21 protein-coding genes are annotated in these 23,306 nt (G+C 42.6%); 3 read left to right on the forward strand and 18 right to left on the reverse strand.

What is annotated here, in order from left to right:
* Positions 1-310: 310 nt before the first annotated feature.
* Both nadE and M2369_RS09395 read right to left on the reverse strand, forming a co-directional pair.
* Positions 311-1,132, reverse strand: coding sequence for an ammonia-dependent NAD(+) synthetase (gene nadE / locus M2369_RS09390; RefSeq protein WP_007498287.1), 822 nt, complete (start codon positions 1,130-1,132; stop codon positions 311-313).
* A gap of 195 nt (positions 1,133-1,327) precedes the next feature.
* Positions 1,328-1,924, reverse strand: a complete 597-nt coding sequence (locus tag M2369_RS09395; protein ID WP_024718981.1) for a DUF1989 domain-containing protein — start codon at positions 1,922-1,924, stop codon at positions 1,328-1,330.
* 82 nt (positions 1,925-2,006) lie between these two features.
* Here M2369_RS09395 and M2369_RS09400 point away from each other — a divergent pair, with 82 nt between their 5' ends.
* The gene (locus M2369_RS09400; protein WP_039166350.1) at positions 2,007-3,356 is read left to right on the forward strand and encodes an amino acid permease; all 1,350 of its coding nucleotides are present in this window, start codon (positions 2,007-2,009) and stop codon (positions 3,354-3,356) included.
* Here the strand turns inward: M2369_RS09400 and M2369_RS09405 are convergent.
* From M2369_RS09405 to M2369_RS09440, 7 genes are all read right to left on the reverse strand, one after another.
* Positions 3,351-4,109 carry a YqcI/YcgG family protein gene (locus M2369_RS09405; RefSeq protein WP_259254068.1) on the reverse strand — a complete coding sequence of 253 codons (759 nt, stop codon included), beginning with the start codon at positions 4,107-4,109 and terminating at the stop codon, positions 3,351-3,353. The genes M2369_RS09400 and M2369_RS09405 overlap by 6 nt on opposite strands.
* 505 nt (positions 4,110-4,614) lie before the next feature.
* Complete coding sequence (locus tag M2369_RS09415; RefSeq protein ID WP_256688981.1) at positions 4,615-4,998, reverse strand: UPF0715 family protein; 384 nt, start codon at positions 4,996-4,998, stop codon at positions 4,615-4,617.
* A gap of 119 nt (positions 4,999-5,117) precedes the next feature.
* Positions 5,118-5,747 carry a LysE family translocator gene (locus M2369_RS09420; protein WP_256688980.1) on the reverse strand — a complete coding sequence of 210 codons (630 nt, stop codon included), beginning with the start codon at positions 5,745-5,747 and terminating at the stop codon, positions 5,118-5,120.
* Positions 5,748-5,872: 125 nt separating this feature from the next.
* Complete coding sequence (locus tag M2369_RS09425; protein WP_259254072.1) at positions 5,873-7,060, reverse strand: MFS transporter; 1,188 nt, start codon at positions 7,058-7,060, stop codon at positions 5,873-5,875.
* A 57-nt stretch (positions 7,061-7,117) separates the two neighbouring features.
* Positions 7,118-8,164, reverse strand: coding sequence for a Gfo/Idh/MocA family protein (locus tag M2369_RS09430; RefSeq protein ID WP_007498302.1), 1,047 nt, complete (start codon positions 8,162-8,164; stop codon positions 7,118-7,120).
* Positions 8,161-9,027, reverse strand: coding sequence for an HAD-IIB family hydrolase (locus tag M2369_RS09435; RefSeq protein ID WP_024718989.1), 867 nt, complete (start codon positions 9,025-9,027; stop codon positions 8,161-8,163). The genes M2369_RS09430 and M2369_RS09435 overlap by 4 nt, the downstream gene beginning before the upstream one ends.
* Complete coding sequence (locus tag M2369_RS09440) at positions 9,002-10,327, reverse strand: DegT/DnrJ/EryC1/StrS family aminotransferase (RefSeq protein WP_259254073.1); 1,326 nt, start codon at positions 10,325-10,327, stop codon at positions 9,002-9,004. The genes M2369_RS09435 and M2369_RS09440 overlap by 26 nt, the downstream gene beginning before the upstream one ends.
* 109 nt (positions 10,328-10,436) lie before the next feature.
* On the opposite strand from M2369_RS09440, the gene M2369_RS09445 reads away from it, so the two are divergent.
* On the forward strand, positions 10,437-11,426 hold the full coding sequence (locus M2369_RS09445) for a LacI family DNA-binding transcriptional regulator (protein WP_259254074.1): 990 nt from the start codon (positions 10,437-10,439) through the stop codon (positions 11,424-11,426).
* 51 nt (positions 11,427-11,477) lie between these two features.
* Here M2369_RS09445 and M2369_RS09450 read toward each other — a convergent pair whose 3' ends face one another.
* From M2369_RS09450 to M2369_RS09460, 3 genes are all read right to left on the reverse strand, one after another.
* Entirely contained in the window at positions 11,478-13,100 is a 1,623-nt protein-coding gene (locus M2369_RS09450; RefSeq protein ID WP_138278067.1) for an L-lactate permease, read from the reverse strand.
* Between the two features lie 43 nt (positions 13,101-13,143).
* Positions 13,144-14,091 carry an L-lactate dehydrogenase gene (locus tag M2369_RS09455; RefSeq protein ID WP_025206699.1) on the reverse strand — a complete coding sequence of 316 codons (948 nt, stop codon included), beginning with the start codon at positions 14,089-14,091 and terminating at the stop codon, positions 13,144-13,146.
* Positions 14,092-14,308: 217 nt separating this feature from the next.
* On the reverse strand, positions 14,309-15,739 hold the full coding sequence (locus M2369_RS09460; protein ID WP_007498311.1) for a YfcC family protein: 1,431 nt from the start codon (positions 15,737-15,739) through the stop codon (positions 14,309-14,311).
* Positions 15,740-15,892: 153 nt separating this feature from the next.
* On the opposite strand from M2369_RS09460, the gene M2369_RS09465 reads away from it, so the two are divergent.
* The gene (locus M2369_RS09465; protein ID WP_193804039.1) at positions 15,893-17,020 is read left to right on the forward strand and encodes a M20 peptidase aminoacylase family protein; all 1,128 of its coding nucleotides are present in this window, start codon (positions 15,893-15,895) and stop codon (positions 17,018-17,020) included.
* 48 nt (positions 17,021-17,068) lie between these two features.
* Here M2369_RS09465 and M2369_RS09470 read toward each other — a convergent pair whose 3' ends face one another.
* The 6 genes from M2369_RS09470 to M2369_RS09495 form a co-directional block, all read right to left on the reverse strand.
* Positions 17,069-17,791: an SDR family NAD(P)-dependent oxidoreductase gene (locus M2369_RS09470; protein ID WP_193804037.1), complete on the reverse strand. Its 723-nt coding sequence runs from the start codon at positions 17,789-17,791 to the stop codon at positions 17,069-17,071.
* A gap of 85 nt (positions 17,792-17,876) precedes the next feature.
* Positions 17,877-18,683 (reverse strand): alpha/beta fold hydrolase, encoded by an 807-nt coding sequence (locus M2369_RS09475; protein ID WP_228003929.1) that lies wholly within the window; start codon positions 18,681-18,683, stop codon positions 17,877-17,879.
* 108 nt (positions 18,684-18,791) lie between these two features.
* Positions 18,792-19,673: a glycine betaine ABC transporter substrate-binding protein gene (locus tag M2369_RS09480; protein ID WP_024718998.1), complete on the reverse strand. Its 882-nt coding sequence runs from the start codon at positions 19,671-19,673 to the stop codon at positions 18,792-18,794.
* Positions 19,673-20,518, reverse strand: coding sequence for a glycine/proline betaine ABC transporter permease subunit OpuAB (opuAB, locus tag M2369_RS09485; RefSeq protein ID WP_024718999.1), 846 nt, complete (start codon positions 20,516-20,518; stop codon positions 19,673-19,675). The genes M2369_RS09480 and opuAB overlap by 1 nt, the downstream gene beginning before the upstream one ends.
* 10 nt (positions 20,519-20,528) lie before the next feature.
* On the reverse strand, positions 20,529-21,797 hold the full coding sequence (gene opuAA, locus M2369_RS09490) for a glycine/proline betaine ABC transporter ATP-binding protein OpuAA (protein WP_096880961.1): 1,269 nt from the start codon (positions 21,795-21,797) through the stop codon (positions 20,529-20,531).
* A gap of 400 nt (positions 21,798-22,197) precedes the next feature.
* Entirely contained in the window at positions 22,198-23,292 is a 1,095-nt protein-coding gene (locus tag M2369_RS09495) for a toxic anion resistance protein (RefSeq protein WP_024719000.1), read from the reverse strand.
* Between the last annotated feature and the right edge of the window lie 14 nt (positions 23,293-23,306).

The raw sequence follows: 23,306 nt of genomic DNA on the forward strand, positions 1-23,306 counted from the left end.
TATTTGGAGATGAACGACTCCTTTATTCCGTCTAGTGGAATTCAATTTCACTTTTTGGAATGTGTTTTCATTGTAAGCGCATTCGTTTTTATCGTCAATCATTTTTTCTGAAAATACTGTCTTTTGATGAGAAATTAAGTGAATCGAACTAATTATTTCACCACTTCTTCTTCAATTTACCCTTTATTTAGTCAAACAGACTTATGTAGATCGTTCTACTAATTAATGAACCATTTTCGATTCATTCTGTCAAATTCAGCTGAAATTTGACATAAAAAAACCTCTCCATCTACTGGAGAGGTCACTTATTTTATTTCCACCAGTCATCAAACATAGAAGCGGGTACTTGACGTTTATGTTCTGATTGAACATAGCGTTTTTCAATCGCTTCTGCTGCTTGATCTGAAACTGGTTTTCCTTCTAAGTAATCATCAATTTCATTGTACGTAATACCAAGTTCTGTTTCATCCGTTTGCTGAGGCTTGTCATCTAGCAGATCGGCTGTCGGTTTCTTTAAGTATAATCGCTCCGGCGCCTGAAGAGTCTCTAGCAACAACCGTCCTTGGCGTTTCGTCAGACCTGTGAGCGGGAGAACATCTGCACCGCCATCACCATACTTCGTGAAAAAGCCCGTCACAGCTTCAGCTGCATGATCCGTTCCAATGACAAGTAAGCCTTCCTGTCCACCGACGGCATACTGTGCGATCATTCTCATGCGTGCTTTGACGTTCCCTTTATTAAAATCAGACAGCGCACCGCCTGTTTCCTTTTGATATTGTTCACTGAATGCCGTCACGGCAGGTGCGATATCATATTTCCAAGACTTGTCCGGCTGAATAAATGATAGAGCCAGCTGCGCATCGTCTTCATCTTGCTGCGTGCCATGCGGTAGACGGACTGCAATAAAGACAGCATCCTCTTTTCCTTCTTGACGAAGCTCACTTACAGCGAGCTGAGCGAGACGGCCGGCAAGCGTTGAATCCTGTCCGCCGCTAATACCGAGAACGAATCCTTTTGCACCGGTCTTTTTCAAGTAAGCCTTTAGAAATCCAACCCGTTTTTCGATCTCCTGCTTTGGGTCAATTGAGGGCTGCACATGCAACTCTTGGCTGATTTTTTTCTGCAAACTCATACACTTTTCCTCCTAAGCATCCTCTACATGAAGAGAACAGGTTTTACTTCCATTTCAATTGATTTACCTACGATTTTAGCCACTTTATTATATCATGTTTTGAAAAAAGATATTTTTTAGACGTTCCCCTTTTTCATAAATGATCAAACATTCACAAACGAAATAGACCAAGCCGTTTTGACTGGTCTTTCCTTTTCAATCAATCTCCACCCGAATGGATGTACAGCTTGAGCCATTGCATTTTCCAATGTCGGCAGGACATGCAGACACTGCGACGATGAGGTCCATTTCTGCACGCAGACGAATGTAATCACCAGGGAGCGATTTTGGTAGCTCGACAGACAGTTTTCCTTTCTCATCAATGACTGTATTCATAAACGCATTAAAAGGATAATACATATCCTCCTTTGGAATCCCGAATGGCTCAAAAGCCGTTCTGAGATTATCGTAGCATGTATGCATGACCTCTAGGTGCGTCCTGCCGTATAAGAGCTGATACATTTCTTGCCGGCACGCAGGCATATATAAATCATGACATTCGACTGTATCTTCAATGACCGTAAACATTGGTTTATATAAATTAGAATAAAGCTGATCTCCCTTTTTCACCTTGGAAGAGAACAGGCTATCCATTGTAGCGCCTTGATCAAATTTTTCATAAAAATCCTTTTCATGATAGGCCATCACGTCTGCTACTTGCTGCCCTTCGACATCAACCACTCGCATACATTGTCCTTTTCCTAACCGAAAGCCAAATCCATCCTTTGGTAAAATCACGTATTCTCCGTTCATCACATGCACTCCTTTCCATGTTGACAGTATGCCCAAATCGTCCTCTTGATCATGTATAAAAAAAAGAGGCGGTCACAAGCTAATGCTATTGAATCAGAAAGGTGTTGCACATGCATTGAAAGAAGAACAATCTTTATCTTGGTGGCAGCTTTCACTTATCGGAGTCGGCTGTACAATCGGCACTGGTTTCTTCCTTGGTTCCAGCATCGCTATTACAAAATCCGGTTATTCCGTCTGCATTTCATTTTTGCTTGCGGCAGTCGGCACATATCTCGTCTTTAAACACCTGGCTGCGATGACAGCCGAGAACCCAGATAAGGGATCATTTTGTTCCTATGCCCGAAAAGCCTATGGGCGCTGGGCGGGTTTTAGTAATGGCTGGGTGTATTGGTTTTCAGAAATGCTGATCACAGGGAGTCAACTGACGGCGATTTCTCTTTTTACTCGTCACTGGTTTCCATCCATTCCACTATGGGTGTTTTCAGCGATTTATTCCGCTCTTGCCCTGCTTGTGATTATCATTGGGCTTTCTTCTTTTCAAAAGACGGAAAATGTTCTTGCCGTGCTGAAAACCGGGGCGATCCTATTGTTTGTCGTCCTTGCCGTTCTTGTTTTATGCGGCATTCTCACAGAGCATAGGCCCACCCTCCACCTGCCAAATAAAGACCATGAATGGATGCCGCTCGGCCCGCTCGGTTTATGGAATGGGCTGATTTATGCGTTTTATGCTTTCGGGGGAATTGAAGTCATGGGGCTGATGGCGGTTCATTTAAAAGACCCGAAAGACGCCGCAAAATCTGGACGTGTGATGCTGATCATTCTTGCTGTCATTTATATCGTCTCCATCGGACTTGCGCTTTTGCTTGTTCCAGTGACAGCCTTTAACGAGAATAGCAGTCCATTTATTACATCACTGGAGCCATTTCATTTATCGATTTTTCTTCATATTTTTAATGGCATTTTCATTATTGCTGGGTTTTCCACATTGGTTGCCTCCCTCTATGCGGTCACGACGCTGCTTGGCACGATGTCGGAACATCACGATGCACCTGCTTGTTTTAAACAAAAAGAACCATCTCATGTTAGATGGTCTTCAATCTTGTTAACTGCTGCTGGATTGATTGTCTCGATTTTGCTGGCACTCTTTTTGTCCAAACACATATATGAGCATCTCACAACAGCAGCCGGTTTAACTCTTTTATACACATGGGTGTTTATTCTGCTATCAAGTAAAAAGCTGTCAAAACCATCTACTCGTCAAACGTGTGAAACGGTTCTTGCCCTGCTCTTGATTGGTGCGGCTGTTTCAGGCACTCTGACAGAGGCAAGCGGACGACCCGGCTTTTTTATAAGCCTTGGGATCATCGCCGTGATTGGCATCATGGTACTCTTTATGAGAAAAAAGTGGAAACAGGATCAGGCCGCATCATAATTTCATCATGTTTTTTAAAGCAGTAAATGGACATTTGGCGGAGGCAGGTTTCTCCGCCTCATCATCTGAGAGAAAATATTGCTTCCATTCTAAATTTTTCTGATCCCCATACCATTTTAATGCTGGGTGTACATCTACTTGATCATACGCCTTCAGCCTCTTCCGAACGAGTTTACTCATTTTTTGACCAAATGTGGTGGAACCGTTCATCTTTTCAAACACCCACCTTGGTTGAAAGGCCCACATCACATAAGGAAAGTGACGACTTTTTCTTAGCTTATGCGCTGGTGTCGCGCATAAAATAAAATAAGGCTCCCCATGAAAACAAAATTCCCATTCATGATTTTCAGGATCTGATGGAATTTCCTCTGGCCATTTCATTTCATCCTTTTGATGTAATTGCTGAACAACCGACCAAAACTGCTCCTCATACTCTTCGAGCGAATACTCCTTCATATCCTGCGGTGTTTCAAAAAAGCAAATGAACGAAGCATATTGACCGGTTTCCCTAGAGCAGCTTTGGTATTCCCTTAAAAGCTCTGCTAATTCATTCACGGCCTCTTCTCCCCGCGGATCACCGACAAATCCATAACGCAAATGATCGAGAAAAAATCCTTGTCTGCCTGGTACACACGGAAATGTATCTGCCTCATCCCCTACCATCTCTCCAAACTGTGTGAAAGCATCCTGCTTCCATTCTTCGAGTGATCGTAGATTTTGATCAAGGCAACTTTTTGCATACAGATGGGCCATTTTTTTCCACCTCGTTTTAGCGTCTTCTCCATAGCCTATGAGGAGGAAAAAGCTGTGGTGACTGTCCTTCAACGACTTTCACTGGACATTCACAAGGTGATTGATTTGCCGGATGAAGCAGGAATTCACTTCCATTTATCTAATCATGTATGAGTATGCTTCTGCATATCATCATTTAGCCGCCTCTATCTAATAGAGTTGGTCATTATAAAAGAAATGGGTGAATGACATGCGTCTTCTTTTTCTCCATCCGATGTATCTGATCTTATTTACACTACCAGTGATGGCTTTCCTTTGGGGATTTGTTGGTTATCTGCTATTTAAACGGATATGGCCTGTCCTCATATTAACGTCCGTGATTTCGATGATTTTCATCTTCGCTTATACTGGATTTGACCTTAGCAATCTATACTGGGTCCTTCTGATGACAGCTCTTGCTTTTGTATCAAGCGGATTCTCGAAGGTCATACACGTTCATGTTCAAGAGAAAAAACGGGAAAAGCCTTTATGATTGTTTCTTCTTTAAAAAGACGGAATCAAGCAGCCAATAAATAAAGGCCGCGCAAAAGCTAAATAGATAAACTTTGTAGCTAATAAAGACGACAACACCATAATCAATCCATAATGCGAGCGCCGTACAAACCACCCACGCCCCAATAAAATAAACCAATAAATCACGGCGTCGAAACTTCTCAGGATGACGGTGTAAAACCATTTGGATAGGTGCAGCAAATAGGACATAAGCGATCAAAATGAAAAGGCTGGTGACCTCCACATAACTGAATCCGGATTCAGGTGGGGCAAACAACATGGTATAAACAAATGTCGCTGTGATCACAGACAAAATCAGCATACACATATAGTTGAATGCTGGCAGGAACATACGCATGGCAAAAACTCCTTCAATTTTATGTATCTTCCATCATTATTGAAGAGTGTCCTATTTCTGTCAAATATGAAAAAGGGCTAAAATGATTTAGATTTTAGCCCTTTTTCTTATCAACCATTCTATCCAATGAGCGCCATGATCCCTTGATATCCAAAATAGACACCGAAGCCAAGTAAAGAGAGACCTGCCAGAACGGATAAGCCGTGCAACATTCGTTCATTTAAATACCGTCTAAACGTACTGGCGAGCATCGCCATACAGAAATCCCATATGAGCATGCCGATGAAAATAGCGATGCTGTACATCAGCATTTGAGATGCTCCATACTTTTCAATCGTATTGGCCAAAATACTTCCATAAATTCCAAGCCAAAATAAAATACTAAGCGGATTGGAAAGAGAAATAAAAAATCCCGTCATGAACGAATGCCCGATCGACGTGTTGCCTCCATCCTTCTTCGGGCTTTCCTGCAAATTGATTTTACGAAGGCTTTCAATACCGGTATAGGTTAGAACGAAAAAGCCGAACAGCCACAAAAAGGTTTTCACAAGAGGTGCAGTCAAAAGCTGGGCGACACCAAAATAGATGAGGAGCATATAGACAATATCCGCAGCCATAGCCCCCACACCAAAAATCCAAGCGTGCCAAAATCCACTTTTAATCCCTCTGTCGATTTGGGCTGCATTGACTGGCCCAACAGGCGCTGAAAGTGACAACCCTAAAAAGATATAACCAAAAAACACCGCCACATAGACGTCCTCCTTTTGATGCTGACTTGTACATGTTATTCACGCTTTCGTTGTTTTAGTACAAGTCCTTCGTCACCTTTTCTGAAGATAAGCTATACAAAAGGAGGAGCCACCGGATCAGCTGCTTATCGATCTGCTTTCATCGCCGGCGGCTGTGTGGGTATGGTTTCTTTTTTCCGAGATCGATTCATTTGAATGGCAGCCGCAAAAAGGAGAACAGCTAAAAAGGCGAAAACAAAGACGGCGCTTGCCGCACCTGCCCACTCAAGGCTAAACCCAATCAAAAAGGACAAACAAGCTCCACCTAAACTAGCGGCAGCAATAAAATAACTCGTGGCCTCGTCGATGGCATTTTCAATCATTAATGCAGAAGCTGTCAAGGCAATGGGGAACATGCCAGCTGCGCATAGACCGATGAAAAAGATAAGAATTAGCTGCGCGGCGATGTGGGTGACTAGAGCAAATACGGCGAGTAGCACAATCATCAGCGCTGCGCTTAACTTTAAAAAACGAAGCGGATGCAGCTGATCGGCTTTTCTCGCAATGACAGTTCTGCCAATGACGATCGCTGTCCAAAAAGTAGAGACCGCAAAAAGACCCCAGTTGTCTCCCCCTTTTTCTAGCATGATCGACGGTAAAAAGTTCGCAAAGTTCGTTTCAATTCCTGCGTAGAAAAACGCAAAACAGATCATCAGCACCACAATCATTCGATTCCCTCGATCAAACAGCAAGGACGGTTTCTTCATGTCTTGAATAGGAGCCGCCATCTGCCCACGAGGGAGTTTATTCATAAAGGTAAGCCAGAGCATAAGGAAAAAAGTCAGTGCACCGACTTGAAATAAAAACACATAATGCCACGTTTCCTCTGTCACAGTCAGCAGAATCAATAGAGGAAATAATAGCGCACCTAATCCAAAAAAGACCTCCATGATGCTGATTCGCTTTGCACTGTTTGCCATTGAAATGACATACGCCCCGGCCGTCGTCTCAAGACTGCCTGCACCGCTCCCAAGGAAAAAACCTGCCACCACAAGAATCGTCCAGCCTGGCACCAAAAGGCCAAGAAGAAGCGCTCCAATCATCAGCAGCAATCCCATCGTCAGAACAGCGCCATAGCCTTTTTTCCTCACAAGAATGGGCGACAAAAGAACGCCTGTCAAAAAGCCAATAAACTGAAAGAAGATTAAAGAAGATAATTCCCCAGGACCCTTCTCATAACTAGACAGCAAATAAGGCGTTAAACTGCCAAAAAACACATGAATGGTCCCAATAAAAAAATAAAAGATACAGCCAAAATAAAACACCTTTTTCATCTTTTCACTTCCTCTAAAAAGGAGCGGAGTCATGATATCCTCCGCTCCACCTCTTCATTAATATGCGCGGGCAGAGACGACAGCCTCTTCCCTCTCGAAGCACGTATTCAGCGCAGCCTGCGCGCGATAACCATCTTCAAAATCAGCTACCTTCATATGAGATGGATACGAGTTTGTATTTACCCAATGCATCAGCTGATCACGGAATGTATCAGACCATCCATAAAATTCATTTGGTGGATCTGTCAGCAATGTTTGCGGCATTTGATGACGCTCTACACACAAACCATCACTGATCTCATATTCGTTTTTCATGTTTGTATGGTATTTAAAAACCTTGTCATGCCCCACTACTTCTACACTAAATCCACATTCCTCCGGCTGCGTACTTTTGGACGTCACCAAATGAAAGAACACTTGATTCTCCATTTGCCCAAAAATTTCGGTATGGTCATCGACCTGTACCTTTTTCTCTTCTTTTTCCTTTACATGTGTCAGCATCTTCGTATTAAGGGATTCTTTTTTCATTTCACTGCCAAATAAGTACCACAGCATATCAATCAAATGAATCCCTAAATCTCCTAATGCACCGCTTGTACGCAGACTTTCGCCGCTGTCTCTCCACGAAAATGTCTTTCTTCTAAGGGCACTATTTTTCTTAAAATGTGTCCGTACTGTCAAAACGCGTCCTAATTCACCATTGGCGATCAAGTTCTTCAAAATATTCACAAAGGATAAATAGCGATAGTTAAAGCCCATACTGGCTTGAACCTGGAACTGTTTGGCTGTCTCCACCATTTCCTTCGCTTCTTTTAACGATACAGCCATCGGTTTTTCACATAAAATCGGCTGTCCTGCTCTAAGCGCCTGAAGGGCATGGTCCTTGTGACAGAAGTTAGGGGAAGCAATGATCAATCCATCTGATGCATCCGCTAGTGTTTCGATACTGGCATACACCCGTCCGCCGTACTGTTTAATAAATCCTTGTGCGACGGATTCGTGCAAGTCATAGACCCCAGATAATTCTGCACCTTTGATCGTTGATAATGCTCTAGCATGTGCTTTTGCAATATTCCCTGCTCCAACAATTCCAATTTTCTTCATGAATGTGCCTCCTCATGTTTATACATCACTGTTTTCAATGTTTCATAGATTCCTTTTGCATACCCATGATGACAAATTTGATGATGGTGCCGTTTGGCTTCGGCTGTTGCATTTTGGACAAGAAAGCCGTGCGTGACGGATTGAAGCATCCGCAGATCATTCCCACTATCACCAAAAGCAAAACCCTTATCTTTTGACAGGTTATATTGATTCAGCATAAAACGAACGATTTCATCCTTCCCTGTTCCCACTGGTAAAAAATCAACGTCATAACAATCCGCAGGGTCACCCGCAAGTGGGTTGCATTTGTTGATGTTCACCGCCACTCCCCGCTCCTTCGCAAGTGTTTGGATGAACGATAGATGATGGAGATCTGTTCGTTCATCCTGCTCCTGATAATAGAAATTCTTTTTATACCCAGAGCTGCCTAGCTGCGTTTGCGGCCTAAGGGTGATCCCCTTTTCACGTACGGCTTGCAGAATATCTTCAATTTTTTCGTCTGAAAAGCCCTGTGCATCAAGCCGTTTCATCCATTCTGCATCCGGCTGTCCAAATTTCCCATCTGATGTATACACGATTTCAGTTCCTAAATTCGACGCAATAAAATGCGGGAATTGATAGAAACCGCCTTTCTCCATTTTGCTCGTAACAGAATCAAGGCTGCTTCCCGTCACCCAGCCCAGCATGAGCTGTCCGGCTTCGCTCTTTTCTGCCACAAAAGCTTCCAGCCGTTTTACATCCTCTCTCTGCTCCTCGGTCATTCCGTGAGAATAATAGGTCTCATCGAAATCACAGAAGACGATCCACTGCGGATGTTGTGGTTGATGCACCAGCTTTTTATTGAATGGAAGATTTGATAACATGATGGACCCCCTCGATGACTTTCTCCTGATCTTGCAGCGGCATACCTGGATAAAGCGGCAAATGGAGTAATTGCTGTACGGCTTTTTCCGTATGTGGAAGTGCCGTTTGTTTATACTTTTGAGAAACAAGATTCGTTTGATGCTGATGCGATAAAATTGGGTAATAGACATCTGTTTCTATGCCCATTTCCAGTAATTTCTCTGCCAGCTCATCTCGGCTTCCCTTCACCACTCTGATCGGGAATAGATGCCATACATGATCGTCTGTCAGCTTCGGAAGCTTAATATAGCCTTCGTCTTCCAGCGTTTGCAGCTGATCTATGTATCTCTTTGCCAAGTAAAAGCGTTTAAAGTTTTGTAAACCTAAATATTTCATTCGTTCTAGTCCGATTGCGGCCTGTAAGTTATCAATCTTGGAATTAAAGCCATAGTCACTGCGCTTCACGTTTTTCTTTCCTGGTTCAAAACCGTGATAGCTGATTTCCATGCATTTTTCGGCTAGGGCTTCATCATTTGTCGCGATGGCTCCTGCCTTCCCGCAAACTCCAAGGTTTTTGTAAGGATTAAAGCTGAGAACAAGTCCATCCCCAAATGCCCCAAGCCCGCTGCTGCCAATCGCCTGACAGCCATCCTCAATGATCAATAGACCATGCCGTTTCGCAATCGTCGAAATGGCCTTCATATCCGCCTGCTTTCCATACAAATGAACCGGGAGAATACATACTGTCTTATCTGTGATATGCTTTTCTATTTCATTCGGCGCTAGGCAGTAGGTGTCTGGATCAATATCGGCATAGACTGGAACCGCACCAATCGCAAGCACTGCATTTTCTGTTGCAGCAAAGCTGTTAGCAGGTAGGATGACCTCATCTCCAGGATGGACGCCTGCTGATATTAAACTGATCATCAAGGCATCTGTTCCACTTGATGTGGCAATCACATATTTTTTCCCTAAGTACGCTGCGAGCGTCTTTTCAAACTTTGGAATATAAGGGCCTGATGTAAAACGGCCTGAACTTAATACTTCTTTCAGCACCTGCATAATATCATCGATCTCATCCTCTGAAATCAGTTTATCGACCGGCAAGAACGGTATCTTTTTTTCCTTATTTTGTTTATAATGGAAGAGAATTTTTTCCAAACCCGTACGCGCAATATCTTGCTCAAGGAACGCAGCAAGCTTATCATTCGCTAGATTCTTTTCAACTGAATCAGCCTTTACTTGAACACCTTGATTGATCATATCCAGCAACGGTAGATAATCCTTGCTTTTACCTGATATCTTCGTCAATATTTGCATTCCATTCCCTCCAATTAATCAATTCCATTTGTTAATATTTAACTTGTTTCACATTGTAAATGATGTTATCGATTTCAGAACAATAACTTTGTGTAAAGGATTTGTTAATATGTGTACAATTTATGAAATTGCCAAACGCTGCGGGGTTTCAACGACCACTGTTTCTCGGGTACTGAACAACCATCCATATGTATCCGAAGAAAAGCGCCAGCACATTTTACAGGTGATGAAGGAAATGGAGTATACACCAAGCTCAGCAGCCCGCACCCTTCGGTCACATCAGACCAAAACCATTGCTGTGTCTGTTCCAGCTGTGGACCATCCTTTTTTTGCACAATTGATTAAAGGCATTTCAAAGGAAGCACTGGATCAAGGGTATAAAGCCATCGTGCTCCAGACGTTTTATCAAGAATCAGTAGAACTTGAAGGGCTTCAATTATTAAAAAGAAAAGAAGTAGATGGTGTCATATTGGGGGCGTTAGAAAATAAGTGGGGAACAATCGAGCCATTTTTAGCAAACGGCCCGATCGTCATGGCAAATGAATTTCATCAAACAGCAGACATTCCGATTATCGGATATGATGAGCGGGAAGCTGCCTATAAAGCGGTTGACTACTTGATTCAATCAGGGCGTACATCCATTGGATTTTGCTTTGATACAGAAAGCAGCGAAGCGCAAAAACAAAGAAAGCAAGGCTATCTTGATGCGCTTTCTGATCACGGTTTGCCGCTTAAAGAAGATTGGCTGTTCGGCGAGGCTTTTACCATTGAGGACGGCTTTCGTTTAATGGACTTAATCCAACGGATGCCGGATGCGCCGGATGCGATTTTCACCGGCAATGATCAAGTGGCAGCAGGCCTCATTAAACAAGCCATTTCATATGGATATCACATTCCTAAGGATTTAGCGGTAATCGGTTATGACAATCAAGACATTTGCGAGGTGACAGCTCCAACGATCACGACCATCGACATCCCCATCGTCGAGCTTGGCCAGCAGTCTGTAAAACAAATGATTCAGCTGCTCCAAGATCAAAAACCATTACAACGTGAACATATTCAGCTACCTACTCGGCTTGTCACACGAGAATCCACATAAAAAAAGACTGAGAAATCTCTCAGTCTTCCATTTTTCAATCAATCGATCAACCTATATAAATTGAGCAAGAATAAATGTCCATATACATACGATGCCGAGCAAAATGAAGCTGTACTTCACTGTTTTTTGGAAGAGCTCAGATTCTTTACCTGTTTCTCCAACAGCTGCTGTTGCAATGGCAATGGATTGTGGAGAAATTAATTTCGCCATCACACCACCGGTCGTATTTGCCCCGATTAACAAACCTGCCTGAGAGCCGATTTGAGAAGCGGTGACTGCTTGAAGGTTGCCGAATAAGGCATTGTTACTCACAACAGATCCCGTAATAAACACGCCGATCCAGCCAAGCACTGGGCTGACAAGCGGGAATAAATCGCCTGTTTTAGCAAGCGCTAGTCCGATAGCAGAACTTAGACCTGCAAAGTTCGCCAAGTTGGCAAAGCCCATGACAAAACAAATCGTAAGAACAGGGACCCAAAGCTCTTTGACCGCTGCATTTAAGCAGGCAGCCCCTTCTTTTAATGTAATATGTCTGCTGAACAATCCTGTTAGCATCACTGCAATTAGAATGGCGGTACCTGTTGCACTAATAACATCAATTTTAAAGATCGCATCAATCGGTGTTTCTGTTTGGGCAATTGGCGGTAATTTCACAATTTGCTGATGCAGAAACGGCATTTTCACTAAAATGGTTGTCCAGTTGAGCAGTCCTCCTTCAGCAAATAATGCTTTAAAAGCTGGTAGGCTCCATACAGTAATGACGGCAGTTAAAATATAAAACGGAGACCATGCTTTCAGCACCTCAACCCCGCTATACGTTTGTTTCTTCTCAATGGCTGGTGCCCCTTCTTCACGATAAATATGTTTCGGCTGCCATTTTCGTAGAAATAAAGCCAAAATTCCCATACTCGCTAAAGCTGAAATAATATTGGCAAGCTCAGGGCCCATCGTGACCATTGTAACAGCCTGTAGAATCGCATAGCTTCCACTTACAACAAGCAAGGCTGGAAGTGTTTCTTTGATCCCTTTAAAGCCGTCTACAATGAGAATAAGCAGAAACGGGATACAGAAAGAAATAAACGGAATGGTGTACACAAGGGTTTGAGACAGCTCAAGCGGCGTCATATTTCCCATTTGTGCTCCAGTAATAACTGGAATACCTACTGCACCAAAAGCGCCAGACGCAGCATTTGCAATCAAGCAGAGCATGGCGGCTTTCAGTGGTTTAAACCCAAGCTCTGTTAAAAGAGCGGCACTAATCGCAATCGGTACACCGAATCCAGCGGCTCCCTCTAAAAATGCGTTAAAACTAAAACCAATTAATAAGAGCTGTAACCGTTGATCTTGAGAAATTCCTGCAATACTAGAACGAATGACATCAAACTTTCCAGACTTCACAGCAATTTTATAGAGCCATACGGCCATGATGACGATATATCCAATCGGCCACAGCCCATTAGATACACCGAGCACCACAGCAGATAATGCTTTTTCAATTGGCATATGAAAGAAGAAAACAGCTGTTACAAAACTGACGATCAAGGTAAAACAAGCGGCTAATACCCCTTTTAACTTAAATACAGTTAATGCTAGTAGGAAAAACAAGATTGGAAGCATGGCCACCAATGCACTGACGAACTCATTACCAAACGGATCATATATTTGCTGCCACATAGTGATTCATCCTTTTCTGCTCAGATAGGTTGCCTTTGATTGATTAAAAATGAGGAGCTAAAATTTCTTTTAACACATTCACACTGTGTGCGAATTTTTCTTTTTCTGTATCGTTCAGTGCGAGCTCCATAATTTCTGTTGCACCATTTCGGTTCACAAGGGCAGGTACACCAATGTAGACATCTTCTGCTCCGTATTCTCCATCTAAATAAGTGCTGACAGTCAAAATGCTGTTTTCATTGTGTAAAATGGCTCTAGTAATACGGGCTAAACTCATCGCTACGCCGTAATAAGTCGCGCCTTTTTTCTCAATGATTTGGTAAGCAGCATGACGGACATTTTCCATGATGTCGTCTAAATCTTCTTGTTTGTATTGGTCATTTCTCTTCATTAATTCTGTGATCGGTACACTTCCGATATTCGCATGGCTCCAAACAGCAAGCTCTGTATCCCCATGCTCTCCAATGATGTACGCATGCACATTGTGCGCCGCTGCTTCAAAGTACTCACTAAGCATGTATCTGAATCTTGCCGTATCAAGCGTTGTTCCACTACCAATCACTCGTTCTTTTGGCAGTCCGCTGAATTTCCAAGTCGCATATGTCAAAATATCAACTGGGTTCGTAGCAACTAAGAAAATACCATCGAATCCGCTTTTCATCACATTGTCTACAATGCCTTTAAATATATTTAAATTTTTCTCAACAAGATCAAGTCTCGTTTCACCTGGCTTTTGGTTTGCACCAGCGCAGATACATACAATGTCAGCATCCTGACAATCCTCATAATCTCCATACCAAGTATTCACAGGATGCGGGGCGAATGCTTTCCCGTGGTTTAAATCCATGACATCACCCATTGCTTTGTCTTGATTCAAATCGATGACTACCAATTCATCTGTGATTGCTTGATTTATTAATGTAAAGGCATAACTGCTGCCGACAAAACCTGCTCCAATAAGTGCTACTTTGTTTACTTTTTCGTTTGTCATTTATCTCATCCTCCTGAGTAAAACTAGGTTGTTTTTCTTATGTGAAGTATTTCACATTCTTATTGTGCAATACTTCACAAACTTTTGCAAGGGGATTGCTCAAAAAAATAATGTAGCCATTTTGTGAACACTCTTATTGTGGTTTTAAACCGCTGTCCCCATACATTTTCTCATAAGAAAAAAGCCGCCAAACACTCTTTGGCAGCTTCTCTCTTATTTAATAAGGTCCCCAATTGATCATGACACCGATACAAATAAAGACAAGGCCGATGACGAACCAAATGAGCGCAAGCGGTACCATAAAACGCAGCCATTTCACATAAGGAATCCCACTTGCAGCCAAGACAGCCATCAACACACCTGAAGTCGGATTCACGCAGTTGACCACCCCTTCACCGAGCATCACTGCTTCTACCGCTACTTGTCTCGTGATACCCATTAAATCAGCAAGCGGCGCAAGAATCGGTATAAAGACAACCGCTTCTCCTGATCCTGATGAAATCAAAAAGTGAAGGAGCGCACTGGCGATATACATGCCGATCGCACCAGCGATTGGGCTAAACCCTGTCAGCATACTCGCAAGCCCATTCACCACAGTATCAAGCAGCTTGCCGTTTTCCAAAATGACTGAAATGCAGCGTGCCATGCCGACAATGAGTGCGCCGTATACAAGGCTTTGACAGCCGACAATAAACGTTTTTGCAATATCATTGGCAGCTAATCCCCCAAGCAGACCAGCAGCAATTGCCATGAAAATGAACACACCAGCCATTTCCTTATCGGTCCAGCCGAGCTGAAGCGCACCATATAAAAAACCCCCAAGCGACAAACCGCACACCGCTAAAATCAGCTTATGTCTACCGGTGAATTCAGGCTTGTCCACAGATTCCGCATCAGCTCCTCCTAGCCCTTTAGCTGGAAACCACTCGTCACCAAGAAGGCTTCCCTTTTCTTTATTTTTCAAGCGTTTTGTATATAAATAGATGTACACAATACTAGATAGAAGAAAACAAAGATAAATGATGACACGCAGCCCAATACCAGAAAAAATCGGCAGTTCTGCAATCGTTTGTGATAAACCTAAAGGAGATGGAGACAAAATAGTTGCGTTAAAACCTGCATAACAGCCGATGTAAATAACCGCCGCTCCCGCCACTGCATCCCACTTTAAAGAACGTGCCACAATGATCCCAATAGGAATAAAGCCAATGACCGAGTTCACCACAATTCCGGTCGTCCCAAGTACAGAAAACAATCCGCCAACAATACAAATAAACAATAGCTGTTTCGTTTGGAACCGGCTGATGACATTGTGAATCATCCCGTTAATGGCACCTGTCTTTTCCAAAATCGCAATGGTTCCGCCAGTAAAAAGAATCAGAAAAATAATAGAGGATGAACCAACCATCCCTTCTTGAATCGCTGTAAAAAAACCAACCGGACTAACTGGTGATTGATCAATACGGTGATAACTGCCAGGAACAGCTGTTGTGATCTCTCCTGACGTTTTCCGATCAAATTCACCTGCTGGTACAAAATACGTTGCGATCGTACAAATTAAAGCAATCATAAATAAGAGTACATACGCATCCGGCATCTGAAGTTTTCTTTTTTGTTTCTCAGGTGCTGATACTGTCGCTGTTTTCATCTGTCAAAACCCCTTTGTCCCGATCGGAATTTCACTTAATTTTCTGAATAATCAAATGATGTGTTATATTATAAACACTGATGATATTTAAGATCAATATTATTTCACTAAAAGAATGTTTTGGCAGATTATCTGTCAGCAAGGAGGCTTCTCATGACAACTTTGACAAACGAGATGAAACAAACCGTGACAGACATCTTTGAACATCTGCACGCCCATCCAGAAATCAGCTGGGAAGAGACAAATACGACAGCTTATATTGAAGCTCTATTAAAGAAATTAGGCTGTAAAACGAGAACATTTGAAGACTGTACAGGGGTAATCGGTGAAATTGGGGAAGGCGCACCAGTGGTTGCTGTGAGAGCCGATATTGACGCACTGTGGCAGGAAGTAGATGGCGTATTTCAAGCTAACCATTCATGCGGACACGATGCACATATGACGATGGCACTTGGGACATTCATGGCATTGAAAGAAAAAGAACTTCCAAGTGGCACGATCCGATTCATTTTTCAGCCTGCCGAAGAAAGAGGAGGCGGCGCTTTAAAGATGATCGAAAAAGGTGTGTTAGCTGACGTCGATTATTTATACGGGGTGCATGTGCGCCCAATTCAAGAAACCTTAAACGGACGCTGCGCTCCTGCCATTTTGCACGGATCAAGTAATCATTACGTCGGGACCATTCTAGGGGAGGAAGCACACGGTGCACGCCCGCACCTTGGGGTCAACGTCATCGAAGTTGCATCTACGCTTGTGCAGAGACTGGCGCATATCCATGTCGATCCACGAGTCGCCCATTCTGTGAAAATGACCAATTTAAATGCAGGCGGTGGCAGCTCCAACATCATCCCTGGCAAGGCCTCTTTTACACTCGACGTTCGGGCACAGACAAACGAAGTGATGGATGAATTAGAAAAGGAAATTGAAAGAGCATGCCATTCTGTAGCGGATGCTTTTGGCGCCTCTATCACACTTTCAACTGATCATCGTCTTCCAGCTGCGACATTAAATGAAGAAGCTGTGGAGATCATGTCACATGCCATAGAGCAAGTGCTAGGCAAAGAACAGCTCGATCCACCGATCGTGACGACAGGCGGAGAGGACTTTCATTTTTATGCAGCAAAGCTTCCTCATATTAAATCGACGATGCTCGGTTTAGGCTGTGATTTAAAACCTGGGCTTCATCACCCTTATATGACATTCGATCGCTCTGCGATTTTTACCGGCATTGAGATTTTGACGGAAGCTGTATACGAAACACTTCAGCAGCATTCATCGTAAAATAAAAAAACCACCCGTCTTTTCTTTAAGCGGGTGGTCTCCTTTATTTTACGCATTCACATCTGTCATTGCCGGTACATTGATTTCTTTCACACAGGACACCCTGGATAGATGAATGACACATCTCGCCAGCTCGACAATATCTTGTACAGGTATTCTCGTTTCATCATACAGAGCAATGGCTTTGTCGGCGCCATCTTCGTACGGAACTTCTGCCGCCAACTCTCCTGGATTGATACAGGTAACGGATATTTTATCTTTCCTTACGTGCTCTCTTAGTGCGTTCACAATACCACGAAGCCCAAATTTAGAAGCAACAAAAGAAACCTGAGACAAATTCGTATGGTCAAGTCCCGCAGTAGAACCAATGACGATGATCTTTCCATTCTCAGATGTCCTGACGTGCGGAAGCAGAGCTTGGATGTAGGTAATCGTTGAGGTAACGTTCACATTGATTAAATGAGCGATATCCTCCGGTTGATCAAGATCGAAAGAATAATCATCTTCAAAGCCGCGTTTCTCCCATAAACCGACGTTATAAATGAGTACATCAATTGTCTGATCCTTCAATGCTTCGAGCATAAAAGGGATATGAGTTTGGCTTGATAAATCGATCTTCAGCCAAATTCTACGCACTCCATCGTCTATGTTCAAACTGCTTGGTTCACTTCGTGACACAATCCATACTGTATCTCCACTTGAAGGAAGACCTTTTACAAAGGCATCCCCTAATCCTTGACTCGCACCAAATATGATATAGTTTTTACTCATGCTTCCTCCTTCATGGCTCACTTACAAGCTTCCATCCATATACCCATTCATCTGTAAGCGTTTTATACCTATATCATACAATGTCTTATACATGCCTGCCCCTTTTATGCTCATCTTCACTTTCTAAATGGCCTAGCTTCCTTATTTCCTTTAATTCCGCTGGTAACGCACGCTCTTCTATAAAGCTTTTGATCATGTCGACAAAAAGTTCTTTCTTTTCAAAAGTAAACGTATGTCCAATGTCAGGAACGATGAACCCGGCTGCATTCGGGTGTGCATTCGTGATTTTTTCTGCTGACCTAGTCATAATGCTCTTTTCCTTTTCTCCCACTGTCACAAGAATCCGTGCCTTCGCTTGTTGAAACGTCTCAGGGAGCTTGTAATGAAGATTTTCTTGAAACATCGTAAGCAACGTCTTCTTCTGCAATTGTTTGGAATCCGCTGCATAATGATCCAGTACATCGTTTGGAAGTCCCATCTTTTCTGCTTGCAGCTGGATGAACCAATCTTTCTTTAATAACGGATATGTAAGAGGTAAAATGGGCCTTACCATCAAATAGAGCCATGGTAATGGCAACACAAGGGCGCTATTGATAATGGCGATGTCTGCGATGTCTGGCTCTCTCGATAACACATCAACGGCTACCTGTGCACCTAGAGAGAAGCCAATTAGAATGACTGTACGACCATGTGCATGCTCCTTTATCCATGAAATGATTTCAAAAGCACTTTCTCGCATGGAAAACGACGTTTCATTTGCTCTTGTCCCGTGACCAATAAAATCAGGGGTATAGCATTCATACGTTTCCTTGAATATTTCCATATGCTCCTGCCACATCCAGCTGCTTACGCCTCCACCGTGCAGGAAAATCATCATTGGTTTTTCCACCATCGACAACTCATCCACCATCCTTATATATAAGAAAAAGCAGTCGCTTTTTGAGCAGACTGCTTTTTCCATATGCTCCCTTCTATTATAAGGGAACTGTTATACAATTGGCTATTTTTTCAAATCTTCGATCGAGTTGACGTTTTTCATATAAGTCGGAACAACGAGACCCATGCGAAGACCCTTCATACTTGTACCGAGGTCATCATATTTTCCTTTAAACTTCGCTGCATACGTTTTATGCGTATTTGGAAGCCATGCAGATAATGATGCATCAGCACTTCCGGTTGCAATTGCTGTCCACATTGGGCCCGCTTCAACCTGAGTCAAGGTCACTTTAAAACCAAGCTCACGCAATACCTCTGCGGCCACATTGGTACTTGCAATCTCACTATCCCACGCAACGTAGGCAAGATTGATTTTGTCACCGTTTGACTTTTTCACGCCTTTTGTCCATTTCGCTACTTGATCTTTATGCTTTTTCACATATTTAACAGCAGCATCTGTCGGTTTGACGCCATCCTGAATATCAAGCATCACTTCGCCCATATCATCTTGAGACCATTTAAATTGACTGAGCATTTTGGCTGCTTCCGGCTGATCCTTTGCAAATCCTTTACGAGAAATGGTGTGAATTTCTTCTTCCTCACCATATGATTTTTTCGGATCATCTAAATATTTCAAATCGTAGCGGGAAAACATCCAGTGAGGATTCCAGCCAGTGATGATAATCGGTTTTTTACGGTCATACGATTTCTTCAATGTCGCTGTCATCGCTGCACTTGAGGCAGACACAACCGTCCAATCCTCTAAACCGTAGTCCTTTTTCGCTTGATCCGTCAGCGCCATAATACCTGAACCCGGATCAATACCGATAATGGTTTTATTCACTTGCTGTGCTGCACTCGCATTTGAGTCCGACTTTGCACCACAAGCGGCTAGTAAAAAGACAAGCAGGGCGGTCATCCCAATGTAGAGAGACTTTTTCCACATTAAGCATTCCCCCTGGTTTTTTTCGTTTTAATGTTTTGTGTAATACGATCCAGTGTAATCGCCACGATAACAATGGCAATACCTGCTTCAAAACCAATCCCTGTTTTCAGCTGTGTTACCGCACTATATACTTCCGAACCAAGTCCTGGTGCACCTACCATTGCCGCAATGACGACCATGGATAGAGCAAGCATGATACTTTGGTTAATCCCAGCTAAGATGGTTTTTGTAGCAAGTGGAAGCTGAACTTTGAACAAACGCTGAAATGTCGTAGAACCAAAAGCTTCTGTTGCTTCAATTAAATCAGATGGTACTTGTTTAATACCGAGAATGGTCATACGAATCGTTGGCGGCATAGAGAAAATAACCGATGCCACAACGCCAGGTACTACTCCGATGTTAAAGAAGAAGATTGCTGGTAAAAGATAAACGAATGCAGGCATTGTCTGCATTAAGTCTAAAATAGGTGTGACAATTTTACGCACCGTTTCCTTCTGTGATGCCCAAATACCGATCGGAACCCCGATCACGATAGAAATGACCACAGCTGTCAGAACGAGCGCAAGTGTTTGCAGCATTGGCTGCCAGTAGCCTAAATAGTCAATCAGTAAGAATCCAATAAGTGTGAAAAGAGCAACTCCTCTTGTACTGATCCACCAAGCAATGCCGGCAAAGATAAGCGTTAAGATAATGGATGGAATGACGCCAAGTGCAGCCACAATTCCATTTACTGTTCCAGCTAATCCATTTGTGATGCCATCAAAGAAACCACCAAAGGTTAATGTTAACCAGTCAACAAATTGATCGATATAATCCGCGAACGGAATTCTAGGTAAATCACTCATACTAAACATCTTATTCTACCTCCTGTGCAGAAGGCTCTTGTGCTTTAATTTCCTCTAGCTTGTTAGAAGACATGTTGATATATTCATCATTTCCTGATAATGCACCAATCAATGCACCTCTGACCACAATACCCTTCATTCTGTTTTTCTCATCTACAACGGCAATTGGAATATTTGCCGCATCAGATACTGCATCAAAGATCTCTGTTAAATACGTTGATTCCAATACTGTCGTAAATTCTTTATCAAGAACAGTTTCTAGCGACGCACCCGTTTCTGCCGCTTTTTTCGCTGCTTGTGCAGAAATAACACCTAATAAATGCTTTTTCTTATCTACTGCATAGATAGACGAAATACCAAGGTTCTTCATGAGCGTGAGCGCAACACGTGCCCCTTTATCAATCTGAACTGTTTCTGCACGTTTCATAATATGACCAGCGGTTAATACTTTAGAAAGGTCTACATCTTCAACGAAACGTTCAACATACTCGTTCGATGGGTTCATCAGAATCTCTTCTGGTGTTCCGATTTGAACGATATTCCCGTCTTTCATGAGGACAATGCGGTCGCCAATACGAAGCGCTTCATCTAAATCATGCGTGATGAAAATAATTGTTTTTCCTACAGACGTATGAAGCTCAAGCAATTCATCCTGCATGTCTTTACGAATTAATGGATCTAGTGCGCTGAATGCTTCATCCATTAATAAAATATCAGGGTCATTAGCTAGTGCACGTGCCAATCCAACACGCTGCTGCATACCGCCACTTAATTGATTTGGGTACTGCTCTTCAAAACCTTCAAGTCCAACAAGCTTTAAAGATTCAAGCGCTTTAGAGCGGCGCTGATCTTTCTCTACACCTTGCAATTCAAGCCCGTATTCTGTATTCTCCAGAATGGTACGATGCGGGAACAATGCGAAGTTTTGGAAGACCATGCTGATCTTTTTCCGTCTGACTTCACGCAATTGATCCTTTGACATATTTGTTATCATATCCCCATCAATATAAATTTCGCCGGAGGTTGGTTCGATTAACCTATTCAGCAGCCGCACAAGTGTGGACTTTCCGCTCCCTGATAGCCCCATGATGACAAATATCTCGCCGTCATACACATCAAAATTTGCTCGATTGACACCAACTGTTGCGCCGGTCTCTTTTAGGATTTCTCTTTTTGTCTTCCCTTTTTCAAGCATTTGAGATGCTTTTTTAGCATTTTTACCGAAAATTTTAGATACATTATTTATCTTGATTTTGATCTTTCTCTCTTCAGAATTCATTTTTTCCCTCCAAATTAGCATCTTTATAACCGTAACATAAGCGTTATGATGCGAACAATCTTTAGAATTCGCTTATTTCCGTACAATATGTATGAATTCCATATAGAGGTCTGGTGATTACAGTTTATACGCCGTATTACTCGTAAATCCTATAGAATGCTTCATAAACTACATATTTTACGGGGTATTTTCTCTCACCAGACAATATTTTACTGGAAATTCCTTATTGTGCTAAAAAATAAGTCGAATCCTTGTGGTAGCGGGCTTTTTCTTTCATGGGTGAACCATGCCCCTGAACAGGATTTACCCGAAAAAGGTCACATAAAAACCTTTTTTCTCAAATTTTAATCAAATTCATGAAAAAACTGCCTGCAACTTTCGTTACAGACAGCCTGTTTTTTTAGGACTCTAGGGCAGCTCTCTTAATATTATCTTGAAGTTCAAGCATACGTTTTGTTCCGTCCTCACGTAATCGTTTGTTTTCTTCTTCAATCTGCTTCGTCTCTTTCATCCCTTGTACAATCGTATTAAAGGATGATTCGATCGTTTCAATGTCGATGCTTGGACGACCTGATAATTTAGCAATCTCAACACTTTGACTTGAGATATTTTCAGCATTTCGTTTCAGCATTTCATTCGTTCTTCTGTCCAGCTCACTCATGGAATCAGCCACAAGCTTTTGTCTCTTCGCTGTTACCGCTTGAATGATTCCATTTTTGAAAATTGGAATCGTAATGATGAAGGCAGAGTTAATTTTCCCGATTAATTTCGTATTACCACGCTGCAGCAAACGGATTTGCGGTGCCGTTTGAAGTGCCACCATCCGTGCCATATCAAGATCATATACACGTTCTTCAAGCGCTTGAATCCCATTACGAAGCGTATCCAGCTCCATTTGTGCCAGCTGGTTTCCCCCCGCCGCTTTTTCTTCATAAGAAGGAACCAATTGTTTTAATTCTTCGATCTTCATTTGCCCTGCGACGACATACTTTTCAAGCTCCATATAGTATTGAATGTTATGCTCATACATTTCTTCAAGCGTAACCGTCGATTTGGTCATTTCATCTTTGTATTTACTGATTTCCACATTGATTTTTTCAATTTCTGCACCGAGCGTTTGATATTTGCTGAAAATCTTCTCGATCATGCTGCCGCCGCGTTTAAAGATTTTTGATAACAAACCGCCCTTTGGCTCGTCAAAATCATTTTTATCAAAACGATCCATAATTTTTCCAAGCTGTGTAAGCATCGTTCCTGAGTCTGTGACACTTGTTGAACGCATCATAGAGAGGATACGGTCAGAAAACTTAGAGATTTCGACAGCCGGCTGTTTTCCGTATTCAAGCAGTTCAAGCTGATTTTTGGCATCAATCTGTCTCGCAATGTTTTGGACTTCTGGTTCATTGCGCAGCTGAACGCGAATATCGTCTGCCTTTTCAATCGTGATTTCCTCTTTATCAATTGAAATGATGTCATTTCCGTTTGTATTTGTCATAAGCTTTGATCTCC

The organism is Bacillus sp. JUb11 (assembly GCF_024807925.1).
Lineage (GTDB): Bacteria > Bacillota > Bacilli > Bacillales > Bacillaceae > Bacillus > Bacillus altitudinis.